We start from the raw sequence: 13,076 nt of genomic DNA on the forward strand, positions 1-13,076 counted from the left end.
AATCAAGATACAATATGAATAGGAAAGCAACGAGCTTACTCGTGGGAATGCTTGGTGTGGGGCTGTCGCTGCAGGCGCAGATGAATCCAAAATATAAATTTGAAGAGGCACTGAAGCTTATTCAGCAGAATTATGTAGACCAGGTCAATGAAGAGCATTTGGTGGATGCAGCGATCAGGGCGATGATATCGGATTTAGATCCCCATTCACGGTACACTAGTCGTGAGGAAGCGGAGCAGATGAATGTGGCTATGAGTGGAAGTTTCGCTGGAATTGGTATCCAATTCCTAAAGGACAATGAGCAGACTTTCGTCTCTAAAGTAAATGCTGATGGGCCAGCCATGCGTGCAGGATTACGTGTGGGTGATCAGATACTCCGGATCGACGGCGAGAGCATCGATGGGGAAAAATGGGGCAACCGCGAGATTATGGAAAAATTGCGTGGCGAAAAAGATGTGCCAGTGGTATTGACAATAATATCTCCGGGAAGCAAGGAAAGTAAGGAGATAAGTATTATTCGCGAAAATATACTGGAGAGATCTGTTCGCGAAAGTTATATGGTTGACAACCAGATTGGTTATATTTCCCTTTCAATTTTCAATCAGACTACGCGTCAGGAAATAGATGCTGCCTTAAAGAGTCTTAAAGATCAGGGTATGAAAAAATTGATCCTAGACTTGCAGAGTAATGGTGGCGGGTATGTGCAATCTGCTATTGGTGTCGCTGACGAGTTTTTGCCCAAAGAAAAAATTGTGTTTTATTCCGTACCAAACCAAGGCGGGAAAGATTACTACTTCACTGGTGGTTATGGTCAATTTTATGATGGGGAATTGGTCGTCCTAATTGATGAATCCACGGCTTCAGCCAGTGAAATTGTTACAGGAGCACTTCAGGACTGGGATCGCGCCGTGGTCATCGGTCGACGCAGTTTTGGAAAAGGGTTAATGCAGAAACCCGTTCCATTATCCGATGGTTCACAAATGCAACTTACCGGCGCACGTTACTATACCCCCTCTGGTCGGTCGATTCAGAAACCCTACACAAAAGGGAAGGAAGATTATTTTCAGGATTTTAATCGCCGCATGGCATCCAAAGAGCTTTTGGAAGAAGGACATATTTCTTTTCCAGATTCCTTAAAGTATAGTACATTGGGAAATAAAAGAACGGTATATGGCGGCGGCGGAATTATGCCGGACCGTTTTGTGCCTATCGATACCAATGAATATAGCACATGGATGGCACAGCTGATGAACAACGGTATTGTCGCTAAAGGAGGGATTGAATTTGTACAGCAAAATCGCACAGCGCTTCTTAGTGCATACCCAAACTTTGATGCATTTAATTCCCGCTTTAAAGTTCCTAAAGAAGTTCACCGCCAACTCGTTGCTGGAGCACATAAGCGATCGATTGCGATCCCCCCGGAAAGTCATCTAGACGCTCATGATGCCATTGATATTGAATTTAAAGCACAGGTTGCTTCTTTGCTTTACACCGGTGGCGATTATATGGCACGTGTCAGAAATGAGTCAAACAAGAGCTTCAGGGAGGCCTTATTAGTCCTTCGTGATGATAAGCTTTATAAACAACTTTTACAGACAAATATCGTTGGGCAAAGCGTGAAAAAAGGCGTGGCGAAAGTGTCTAAATAGATTTTAAAATAGTACAATAATTATTATATCAATATGAAGAATATAAAATGGGCTTTAGCTTTAGCCTGCATATTGCCAGCATTAGGATATGCGCAACAAAATTATACCTTGCAAGGGACTGTAGGTAAACTAAACAAACCTGCAAAAGCCTATCTTCGTCTTAATTATGACGGAAAAGAGCGGATTGATTCCGTAGATATGAAAGACGGGAAATTTGAGTTTAAAGGAAGCATTCCTTCACCAATGGAAGCACATTTGCGTATCATCCACGATAATGCTCCTTTTGATCCCGCCAAACCTCCTAAGCAGGATATATTAGCATTTTTGATAGAAGGAACAACGATCAAATTCGCAGCTGCGGATTCTATCAAACATGCGAAAATAACTGGATCGCCTTTGAATGATGAAAATGAGCGCGTTAATGCCATGCTGAAACCAATATATGATCAGTATGAGGGACTTGAAAACGAGTATAAATCCAAATCGCTCGCAGATCAACAAGATCCTAAATATATCAAAACGCTAGAGGATCGGGCTAATGCGATACAACAGCAGACGATAGATGCAAAATTGGATTACGTCGCCAAAAATCCAAAAAGCTATATGGCTTTGATGGCATTTAACTCCACATTACCACCAGAGTTTGATGCTGTCAAAGCCGAAAAAATATTTGGAACGCTAGATCCGAGTTTACAAAACTCTATTCTTGGGAAAGACCTTGCTAAGCGTATTGCCCTAGTTAAAAAAACAAGCGAAGGGGTAGAAGCACAAGATTTTACACAACCCGATGTCGACGGTAAACCGGTCAAGTTATCGGACTACCGTGGAAAATATGTCCTCATTGATTTTTGGGCATCTTGGTGTGCCCCTTGCCGTCGGGAAAATCCAAATTTAGTAAAAGCCTATGCGAAATATCAGAAGCAAGGCTTTGAAATTCTAGGAGTTTCCATGGATAAAGCCGCTGATAAAGCAAAATGGTTAAAAGCTATTCAAGATGATGGCCTGACTTGGAAACAGGTAGGGGATCTCAAGGGATGGGAAAATGAAGCTGGGGCCATGTATGATGTCAAGGCTATTCCCATGAATTTCCTGGTTGATCCAAATGGAAAAATCATTGCTAAATATTTGCGTGGCGAAGAGTTAGATAAAAAACTAGCTGAAATTTTTGCCAAATAGTTTATAGGAGCACTGTAAAATCCTATAGGTAACGTCAAATTTTTTTTTAGTTGGTACGGCTGTAAACTCAACGCAGCCGTATCGACTTAATATAGCGTAATTGTCTCCCTAATCGACTAATATAGTCTATTCTAAAGTTTCAAAAAACAATATTCGATTTCAAGCTGTCTTATCTATGTTAAATCGATAAACAAGATGAATTTTGATATTATTCAGTGTGAAGACCTGAAGCAGGCCATACATATACCAAACACAACTACAGACCATAGTGAAGAAACTTGGTTTGTTAAATTTGGAGAGGAAATAATCGGGGTCGGACTTTTTCCGATACAAAGCCAAAATTGTTCTTTAGCCATTGTTGGAAATAACTATGATGATAAGAAAATATTGGGCGATATTGGCGCTCACGATACAACAATCATCGAGGGACTGAATATCGCTTATGAGGGCTATTTAAGATCCATTGTTGGCGACATCGTTATAGGTGAAAAGCGAGTAGACGATTAAGCGGTGACCCCTATTTGCTCATCATTCCAATAGCTACAAGACCTTTTAATTTTTTTTTCGCAATAAAATTCTTTCATTTGTAAAGAAGAGAAAGTCGTGATGATAAGAAAAGATCTTTTGATCGAAATAGCTGAAGAGCTTGAAGATTACTGCACCAATGAATCAGCAGATGGCACACTTGATGATTTCCTAAAATACATGTATCTCAAAAATTCAATTGGGATGTCTCAAACACGGAAAGTCGGGGGAGACCATGCAGTCGTAGAAGGTAGGGACCTTCCTGCCGAAGATTTAGGAAAACTACTTTTGATGATGAACCGTTATGCCAAACATTATATCAAAATGGCATTTGAAGGAACTCATCTACAGTCTCCAGAAGACTTTACCTTCTTAATGGTGTTATTTTCTTATGACAAACTTCTACAAACGGAGCTGATTCGAAAAAATGCAGTCGAAAAGGCTTCCGGTACTGAAGTGATTCGAAGGTTAATGCGTCTTGGTTTAATCGAAGAGGCACCCAAAGTCTCCGATAAGAGAGCTAAACCAATATGTATTTCCAATGCAGGACGCTCCGAATTGTTTAAAGTGCTTCCTAAAATGAAAATTGTAGGTAATATATTAATTGGAAATCTTTCCAATGAAGAACGTGATCTATTGATTATATTACTTGCAAAGCTTGATCATCATCATCATACCTTGATTGACAAAAGAGACGTTAACCATCTCGAACAATACTTAAACAAAGATTAGGCTCAGCTCAATCGTTGTTATTTGATACATATCCTGTAGTTGCTTTTTTATAATCTTTTGATTATTAGGTGTCTAATGATGTGTTCAACCATCTTGTTTTTACTGATCTATAGCTTGAATATATACCTTTAATCATTTTATTGTCTATTTATTTTTTACTTTAGTATTTTTTAATACTAAATTAGAATTTTAATATACTATATTTGAGGGGAGATTTTGAATAACTTCTCTTTATGGCTAATGAAAAATGGTAATAAAATTCTGTGAATTCTTATTCCATTTCTAAGTAGTATCAGCAGCTTTATATTATAGCGCATGATAATGTATACGAAGATTAAGATTACAAAATATTGGGTTTAGCATTATTTATTGTTTTAGTTTGTTTTTGAACTTAAAAAAGTGTGTTTTAAATTTATTTAAACAATAATGGTATATTTATGGTCTATTTAGATTGAGCGGTGGATCTCGATAGCGAATGATTACTCCACTATAGGCTGTAAATAGAGCTGGGTAATAAATGGATGTTATCGGAAATTGATTAGAGAGAGTGAGCATTGATTAAACCGTATCTTAGGTAAATAAGTTAATGAAAGAGATTTAAATAAATAGATATGAATATTAATAAATATTTTATCATGCTGTTTTGTATGTTGTTTGGATTTACAGCATATGGACAAAATAATAAATATCAATTGTCAAGTCACATTTTAGATATTTCTAAAGGAAGTCCTGCATCAAATGTCAAAGTTGATTTGGAAAGACTTATGCCGAATAAGGAATGGATGACTATAGCCAGTGAAAGAACGGATAACAATGGCCGTATTGGTAATTTTTTGGTCGTTGGAAAGGGTGATAATAAAGGGATATATAAACTTAAGTTCTACACAGAAAACTATTTTATCAGTCAAAAGCTAGAAACCTTTTATCCTTTTATTGAAGTCATTTTTGAGATAAAAGACGATAAGCATTACCATGTTCCAATCACTGTAAGTCCATTTGGATATTCTACATATAGAGGCAGCTAGGTAAAATGAAAGCGACTTTTTGATCTCGTATTACTCATTCTAGGTGCAGTTAGATCCTAAATTATTAGACCATGAAGAAACTATTTGATGAACTCGCTTATGAAGTGAGCAAAAGAACTACCGAAAAATATAGCACCAGCTTTTCTCTCGGTATCCTGGCACTAAAACCCTGCATTCGTAATAGTATTTATGCAATCTACGGTTATGTGCGGCTTGCAGATGAAATTGTAGATAGTTTTCATGGTTATGATAAGAAGCGCCTTTTGGCACGCTTATATCTAGATACAAATTGTGCTTTAGAAGAGAAAATTTCTTTAAATCCCATATTGCAATCTTTTCAGGAAACTGTACATAGGTATGCGGTAGATCCGGAACTGATTCGTCAATTTCTTCATAGTATGGAGATGGATCTGACTAAGGTCGATTACAATGCCGAACGCTATCGGGAATATATCTATGGTTCGGCAGAAGCTGTGGGACTCATGTGTTTGCAAGTTTTTACAGAGGGAAATAAAGCGCAGTATGAAGAGTTAAAACCTTATGCGATGAAACTCGGATCTGCATTTCAAAAAATAAATTTTTTACGTGATCTTAAAGAGGATTATCATATTCTTGGGCGAACGTATTTTCCCAATTTGGATATGACAGTTTTTGATAATGTGATCAAAAGTCAGATTGAGCATGAAATTTACAGTGAATTTAAGGAAGGGCTTTTGGGAATAAAAAAACTGCCCGCATCTGCGAAGTTTGGGGTTTATTTGGCTTATAAATATTATCTATCACTTTTTGCCAAGATTCGTAGAAAATCTTCAAAAGAAATTTTAGAAAATCGGATTCGGATACCGAATCTTCAAAAAGGCCTCGTTGCAGTCAAGAGTTATCTACGGTACAAGATAGCGTATTTATAAATTGAAGTATGAATTTCGATGCAGACAGTCACTTGTCTCTTCTCTAAAAATTACAAAACTATGGATAGAAATCATGTTGTCCTTGTAGATGAAAGCGATCAACAACTTGGTCAGATGGATAAGCTGCTTGCTCATAAAAAAGGGCTATTACACCGTGCTTTTTCAATATTTATTTTTAACAGTAGGGGGGATCTTTTGCTGCAACAACGGGCGTTGGATAAATATCATGGGGGAGGCCTTTGGACCAACACATGCTGCTCGCATCCGCAGATTGGCGAGGACGTTTTAGATAGTGCTCAAGAGAGGCTTTTTTTTGAAATGGGCATTTCTTGCGAATTAAGTTATTCTTTTTCCTTTATCTATCATGCTAAAGTGGAAAATAATTTGATTGAGCATGAGTATGATCACGTATTTATAGGATTTACCGATACTGATCCAATACTTAATCCATCAGAGGCTGCTGATTTTAAATGGTGGTCGGTTGAGCAAATTGCGACGGATATTTCTGTTCATCCCACACGTTATACGTATTGGTTCAAAGCTGCGCTTCCGCAGGTCATACAGAAGCTTAAACAAGCTAGCATATGAAAAAGATTTTGATCGCAGGAGGTACTGGGTTTGTAGGTGGTTATCTCGTTTCCCACCTGACAAAGCTTGGTTACGAGGTACACGTCTTAACGCGTCAGTCTGTCGCTGAACCTGAGGAGAACGGAACAAAGTTTTTTAAATGGGATTTGGACAAAAGCTACATCGATCTAAAGGCTTTTGAGGGAGTGGATACCATCATTAACTTGACTGGTGAAAATATAAGCGCAGGAAGGTGGACAACTAAACGCCGTTTGGAGCTGATTGAAAGCCGGGTGTTGTCACTAAATTTACTTTACGAATACGTCAAGCATCATGCTAATGCTATTGATAAAATCATTTCATCATCGGCAGTTGGCTATTACGGTGCACGTACAACCGATACCATATTTTCGGAAGATGCTAACAGCGGAAGTGATTTTTTGGCAGACATCTGTAAGTTATGGGAGAAGGCAGCAAGGCAGTTTGAAAGCCTGGGCATCAAAACTGTTATATTGCGAAAAGGTATTGTCTTGGGAAAGGAGGGAGGTATGTATGCTAAGCTTGCGCCTTTGGCAAGACTTGGTATCAATGTGTCAGTGGGCGACGGAAAGCAATACCTCTCTTGGATCGACATTCGTGATTTGGGGCGTTTATACGAGTTTATACTCCATCAAGAGGATCTCCGAGGTGTTTATAATGCTGTTGCTCCTCAACACATTACTATGAATGATTTTGCTTATTCTCTCCTCAAATCATTTGGCAAAACAAGCTTTTTACCCAATGTACCTGCCTTTATGTTAAAACTATTATATGGCGAGATGTCGACTATGCTGCTGCAAGGTTCGCGCGTTAGTGAAGAGAAAATTAAGAGTGTGGGATTTAAATTTTATTATGACACAATAGACCATTCGTTAGAACGGCATGGTACGTGAAGAGCGGATCAAGTGTGTTGCGTGTAACACTTTTTAGCATTGTGTACTTCTCATAATTTCAGCTTTCTTACTTCCCGCAATCCTGTCGCGGTTGCCGTTAATAAAACAATGCTGTATGCCCACATGAGCCACGAACCGAATGTAGCGGCTTGGCTCGGTAACAAATTCGGAAAGATCTGTTCAAAAAATTGAATAACAAATGCATCAATGATCATTCCGGGCAATACAAGAAGAACGCCTGCCAACACATTTTCAAGACCTGAAAGTCTAAATGTTTTGAAGGTTAAAATAGTGAGCAATGCCAATACAGGTATGACTGCCAGATATAGACCCATCAATATGGCAGGTGAGTCGGTAATAAAAAAGAAGTGTCCCGCAAATCTAAAAGCCAAGGTTGCCAAGAACCAAATTAAAAAGCCAATGGCAAGTACCGGTAGAATAAATCTTGTTTTCATAATCGACATACTTTTCAATAGGTAATCAATATAGTTAAAATTCTTTACAATTGATACGCTCTGCTTATAGCACCTTCGACAATGCAATAATTCCTTCTTCCAGATCTTTTTCCGATAGTGATCCATATCCTAATCGGATGCCATTTACCGGTTTATCGATGCTATAAGTCTTGGGTAGAATGATTTGAATTCCGACGCTGTCTAATTTACCTGCAATATACGACCAATCGACGTCCTTATGCGGCACTATCCAAAATGCTAAACCACCTTCGGGGAAAGTAAATGTTGCTTTATCGGCGAAATGTTTGTTTAAAAGCCCCGCCATAAAATCCCTTTTGTTTTTGTAATAATGACTTGCCTTTTTGATATGACGCTTGATCGTACCATCTTTGATAAGTTGTAATACTGCCTGCTCCATAATACCATCTCCCTGAACATCAATTATTTTCCGGAGGCTGCCCGCGTTTTTGATTAAGCCAGTGTTATTGCTTACCAGATAGCCAATTCGCAATGCTGGTGCTACTACCTTGCTTAGCGTACCGATATATACATAGTTTTTTAATTCTGTAAAACTTGACAAAGGCAATAGTGGACGGTATCCGAAGTGAAACTCATTGTCATAATCGTCTTCAATAATAGTAAAACCATAGGTGTTGGAAAGCTGTATTAGTTCCAATCTTCTCTTTAAACTCAGGGTTGCCGTCGTCGGATATTGATGGTGTGGCGTTACGTAAATAGCCTTTATTTTTTTATAAGATTTCAGATAGTGGCTGACCTCTTCCATGATTATGCCGTTACGATCTACATTAACTGGCAACAGCGTGGCCCCTGCATGTTCAAATGCTTCCCATGCGGGTTTGTAACCAGGGTTTTCTATCATGACATAGTCGCCTTTGGTAAAAAGACAGTGTGATGTCAGATACATCGCCATTTGACTTCCTCTTGTGATGCAGATATGATGTTCGTTTACCTGCATCCCTCTTTGATGATTGAGCATTTGAACAATTGTTTTACGAAATTCAAAATCTCCAAATTCATTGCCATAGCCCATCATCTGCCACTTCGCTTTTTGATTGAAAATTTGACGATAAGCGCGAGCTAGCTCACTAATAGGAGCAATTTTAGTATCTGGATTCCCATCATCAAACCGTAAATGATAATGCTGGTGTGCAGTACGCTGTATAGTCCCAGTTAACTCATCACTACGCTGCACATCTTTAAAATTAGGCAATGTATCAGCGACAAACGTACCCTGTCGTTCCTTAGAAACAAGCCAGCCTTCAATCAGCAGTACATTCAGCGCTTCTACCACGGTATTCCTATTGACTTTTAATAGTTGTGCCAAGTTTCTGCTTCCGGGTAGAGCATCCCCAGGATGTAGTCGTCCCGAATGGATATCTTTTATTAGAGCATCGGCAATTTGTAGGTAAACAGCCTTACCCAATTTCTCATCTAATTGTATTTCAAACTTCCAATCGCGCAACATCTGGACTATCAATTTTTGTAAAAACTGCATCATTAATACAGTCCAAAGATACAATACTTTTGTCATGCAATAGTGCAAAAAACAAATAATAATTACAGTAATGGCAAAATTAGAAACAGCTACAGAACTAAAGAAGTCTATTCATGAAGAGCAAAAACAATTCAGTTCAAAAGATTTTCATCAAACATTTGCCCGGCCAACGTATGTAAAGCCATCACATGTTATCCACAAAAATGTTGAGAACGCTGGGGTACATAATCAATTTTCGGAGGAGAGAAAACATCCGGTATTCTTTGTGGATCTGCCAAGTAAGAATGTAAGTATGACTATCGGTGGTTTACTGCCCGGACAGAAAACGCATTTACATCGTCACACCTATGAGACGGTTTTGTATGTGCTCGAAGGTAAGGGGTGGACAAAGGTGGAAGATGAAATTGTAGAATGGGAAGCAGGTGATGCCGTTTACATTCCATCGTGGGCGTGGCATCAGCACCAAAATCTGAGCGATAGCCAACCTGCAAAGTATATTGCCTGCGAAAATGCGCCACAACTTCAAAACCTAGGAGTAGCACTCCGTGAAGAAGAAGGAAGAGATTTTTAATTTTTAAAGGAGATTTACACAATGAACACAGTACCATTTAAAGGCGTGATTGCCTATCCCATTACACCATTTGACAACAACGAGCATATTGATATTCCCTTGTTCAAAAAGCAGGTAGAGCGATTAGTGACAGCAGGTGTACACGGTATTGCTCCCTTGGGGAGTACTGGCGTGATGCCATATCTAAATGATGATGAAAAAGAGACCATTACGGAAGCTACGATGCAACAGGTGGCAGGCAGATTGCCTACACTGGTAGGGGTCTCAAATCTTACAACGGAGCGGACCGTTTATCATGCAAGATTTGCCGAAAAAGCAGGAGCAACAGCCGTAATGATTATTCCGATGAGCTATTGGAAACTTACCGATGACGAAATTGTAAAGCACTACGACAAAGTAGCGTCCAAAATTTCTATTCCTATTATGGCATATAACAATCCGGCTACGGGCGGCGTGGATATGTCGCCTACATTGTTGAAACGTTTACTGGAGATCCCAAACGTCACGATGATTAAGGAAAGCACGGGAGATATTCAGCGCATGCATTATTTGAGAAAGGTATTGGGCGAAGAAGTAGCTTTTTTCAATGGTTCGAATCCGCTGGCTTTGGCCGCTTTTTCTGCAGGTGCACGAGGTTGGTGTACCGCTGCGCCCAATCTGATACCTGAACTGAACATAGCACTTTATGACGCCATGGAGAAAAATCATCTAGACCGAGCGAGGAGGCTTTTCTACCAGCAAATTGAGCTGCTAAAATTTATTGTCGCCAAAGGTTTACCACGCTCCATAAAAGCAGGTCTGGATTTGCTCGAAGTAGGGGGTGGTGGTTTTAAAAGCCCAATTCAGTCGCTCAATGAAATGGAAATAGCAGAACTGGCTGGCATACTTTCAGCTTTGGAAAACGAAGTTTATCATAGTTAAAGCTTACCGGTGTACAACCTATTCTCAGCATTGTTACCGGCTCATGCAAATGTAAGTTTTGAAAAAGCCCGAGAGCCTAAATAGGGCTTTCGGGCTTTATATGTTCAAATGTAATTTCAAGCAGCGTACAATAACGTCAAAACAGAGGGGTAATTCATGTGAAGCCCAGGATAGCCCATTCAATACGATTAGGATAAATGTAAATCGAAAGCAGTAACTAAATTTTACGTACTGGAACACCAGTTTTTTGATAAACTGTACCACTAGGCTCAGCTCACGATCATCTATTTTTGTAGCATCAATAAAAATCATAAAAAATGGAGTGTAACATTAAAAAAGTAGGTCTCAACGAATTAGACGAAACCGCAGAATTATTTAACCTTTACCGGATTTTTTACCGCCAGAATGATGACTACCAGCAATGTAGACTTTTTGTGCGGGAACGAATGATTCACGATCAATCCACTATTTTTGTGGTATATGCAAATGATAAAGCCGTCGGTTTTGTACAGCTATACAAATTGTACCATTATATTAAACTGGCGAAGCAATATTTATTGAGTGACCTGTTTGTGCATCCTGATTATCGTGGACACGGCTTATCGGTAGCATTAATAAACAAAGCAAAACAATGGTGCGTCGATACGGAAGCCTGCGGATTGATGCTAGAAACTGAAAAGACAAACGATATAGGTAATAAGCTCTATCCACGTTGCGGTTTCGAATACGATGGCAATCACAACTATTATTACTGGTGGAAGTAAAAAAATGCAACAGTAGTACATACTAGCATTAAAGGGGTGTCAATGAGGTTGTTTTTTGTACAACAGTTCGCTCAATAACCGTTAAATTTCGGCTAAAAGTTCCACTTTTTAAAAAGGCCAAAAAGGAGTAGAATGCAATAGCTTTCTACTCCTTTCTTTGTTCTTAATGCTGTTCCTGTTCGATGCGATCCTGCTTCCTATCATGAAAATCTACTGTTTAGCTCCTATCTCAAATGGTAAAATAGCAATTCTCCATTTCCTTCCAAATAATTCGGAATTGAGCGCTAAGCCTCATTCATACTATTGTTCAAAATATTAACTTCCCGGTGGGTAACAAAAAATATAGATAGCAGATGAAACAGTCACTTGGAAAAAAAAGAATAATAAAGGCAAAACCGTTTTAGTTTTTAGTACATTTGCATATAACCATCTTACGATAGTCCGTATACAAGTTAAACGATACAGATTGAACGGCAATATTATGAAATGTCCTGCATCATGTAGTTTATCTTGTGCGGCGCTCACTAATTTATGTGGCTTACTATTTATAACGCTCACTAGTTTATCACGTAAATGCTAAGATTGGAAATAGATAACCAAATACAATAAACGTTTAGCAATATTTGCTATCGCTGAAAGGGTAAAACGTGACCATGGATACACAAAAATACGACTACGCTGAAGAGGAAGCTGTGTTGATCTCCCTACGTTCAGGTTGCAAGCAAGCTTTTCAACTGATTTACAAAAAATACAGTGGACGTATCTATCTTAATATCCGTAAGATGGTCAAGTCTGAGCAAGACGCTGCTGAATTACTACAAGAAGTATTTATTAAAGTGTGGGATAAGCGTGAATTGATTGATCCCGACCAGTCTTTTCGATCGTATCTTTTTCAGATTGCCAAATATACTGTCTATAATTTTATCCGAAGAAATAACATTGAAAAGCAAGTTCAAGCATATCTCAGCTTGCACAGTACAGTATTATATAGTCATGTCGAAGAACAACTCTATGAAAAACAATATCAGCAATGGTTGTCGGTAACTATAGACCAACTTCCACCACAACGTAGACTCATCTATAAACTTTGTAAGATTGAGGGCAAAACCTACGCGGAAGTAAGCAATTTATTGAATATATCGACATCTACGATTAATGACCATATTGTAAAAGCCACTAAATATATAAAAGAGAAACATGGAATTTTGGACAAATCTACATGGCTTCTAGTTTCATTTATACTTCTTCAACAGCAATCGTGCTGAATATCTTTCTCTTCCTTAAAAAAAAATAAAAAAAAATGAAACCGGAGCAGATGATGTGTACGGCTGAAGT

Annotated in this window: 14 protein-coding genes; 12 read left to right on the top strand and 2 right to left on the bottom strand. The window is 38.7% G+C overall.

All coding sequences use genetic code 11. The features are described from left to right. Positions 1–14: 14 nt before the first annotated feature. The 8 genes from B2107_RS00870 to B2107_RS00905 all read left to right on the top strand — a co-directional run bounded on the left by B2107_RS00870 (position 15) and on the right by B2107_RS00905 (position 7,514). Positions 15–1,649, top strand: coding sequence for a S41 family peptidase (locus B2107_RS00870; RefSeq protein WP_293952256.1), 1,635 nt, complete (start codon positions 15–17; stop codon positions 1,647–1,649). A gap of 33 nt (positions 1,650–1,682) precedes the next feature. Further along, positions 1,683–2,825: a TlpA disulfide reductase family protein gene (locus B2107_RS00875; protein WP_293952258.1), complete on the top strand. Its 1,143-nt coding sequence runs from the start codon at positions 1,683–1,685 to the stop codon at positions 2,823–2,825. A gap of 195 nt (positions 2,826–3,020) precedes the next feature. Next, on the top strand, positions 3,021–3,332 hold the full coding sequence (locus B2107_RS00880; protein WP_293952260.1) for a hypothetical protein: 312 nt from the start codon (positions 3,021–3,023) through the stop codon (positions 3,330–3,332). Between the two features lie 99 nt (positions 3,333–3,431). Then, positions 3,432–4,082: a MarR family winged helix-turn-helix transcriptional regulator gene (locus B2107_RS00885; RefSeq protein WP_293952262.1), complete on the top strand. Its 651-nt coding sequence runs from the start codon at positions 3,432–3,434 to the stop codon at positions 4,080–4,082. A gap of 611 nt (positions 4,083–4,693) precedes the next feature. Next, a complete protein-coding gene (uraH, locus tag B2107_RS00890) occupies positions 4,694–5,107 on the top strand; it encodes a hydroxyisourate hydrolase (protein WP_293952264.1) in 414 nt (137 codons plus the stop codon). Between the two features lie 71 nt (positions 5,108–5,178). After that, positions 5,179–6,015, top strand: a complete 837-nt coding sequence (locus B2107_RS00895; protein ID WP_293952266.1) for a phytoene/squalene synthase family protein — start codon at positions 5,179–5,181, stop codon at positions 6,013–6,015. A gap of 60 nt (positions 6,016–6,075) precedes the next feature. Continuing rightward, positions 6,076–6,603: an isopentenyl-diphosphate Delta-isomerase gene (gene idi, locus B2107_RS00900; RefSeq protein WP_293952267.1), complete on the top strand. Its 528-nt coding sequence runs from the start codon at positions 6,076–6,078 to the stop codon at positions 6,601–6,603. Beyond that, entirely contained in the window at positions 6,600–7,514 is a 915-nt protein-coding gene (locus B2107_RS00905) for a TIGR01777 family oxidoreductase (protein WP_293952269.1), read from the top strand. The genes idi and B2107_RS00905 overlap by 4 nt, the downstream gene beginning before the upstream one ends. 50 nt (positions 7,515–7,564) lie before the next feature. On the opposite strand, the gene B2107_RS00910 is transcribed toward B2107_RS00905, so the two are convergent. After that, complete coding sequence (locus B2107_RS00910) at positions 7,565–7,969, bottom strand: DUF5367 domain-containing protein (protein WP_293952271.1); 405 nt, start codon at positions 7,967–7,969, stop codon at positions 7,565–7,567. 64 nt (positions 7,970–8,033) lie between these two features. Then, the gene (locus B2107_RS00915; RefSeq protein ID WP_293952273.1) at positions 8,034–9,521 is read right to left on the bottom strand and encodes a PLP-dependent aminotransferase family protein; all 1,488 of its coding nucleotides are present in this window, start codon (positions 9,519–9,521) and stop codon (positions 8,034–8,036) included. Positions 9,522–9,555: 34 nt separating this feature from the next. On the opposite strand from B2107_RS00915, the gene B2107_RS00920 reads away from it, so the two are divergent. From B2107_RS00920 to B2107_RS00935, 4 genes are all read left to right on the top strand, one after another. Then, a complete protein-coding gene (locus B2107_RS00920; protein ID WP_293952275.1) occupies positions 9,556–10,056 on the top strand; it encodes a cupin domain-containing protein in 501 nt (166 codons plus the stop codon). 21 nt (positions 10,057–10,077) lie between these two features. Continuing rightward, positions 10,078–10,977, top strand: a complete 900-nt coding sequence (locus tag B2107_RS00925; protein WP_293952277.1) for a dihydrodipicolinate synthase family protein — start codon at positions 10,078–10,080, stop codon at positions 10,975–10,977. Positions 10,978–11,294: 317 nt separating this feature from the next. Continuing rightward, entirely contained in the window at positions 11,295–11,741 is a 447-nt protein-coding gene (locus B2107_RS00930) for a GNAT family N-acetyltransferase (RefSeq protein ID WP_293952279.1), read from the top strand. A 653-nt stretch (positions 11,742–12,394) separates the two neighbouring features. After that, positions 12,395–13,006 (top strand): RNA polymerase sigma factor, encoded by a 612-nt coding sequence (locus B2107_RS00935; protein WP_293952281.1) that lies wholly within the window; start codon positions 12,395–12,397, stop codon positions 13,004–13,006. Positions 13,007–13,076: the final 70 nt, after the last annotated feature.

It is taken from the genome of Sphingobacterium sp. UBA7855, assembly GCA_002500745.1.
Lineage (GTDB): Bacteria > Bacteroidota > Bacteroidia > Sphingobacteriales > Sphingobacteriaceae > Sphingobacterium.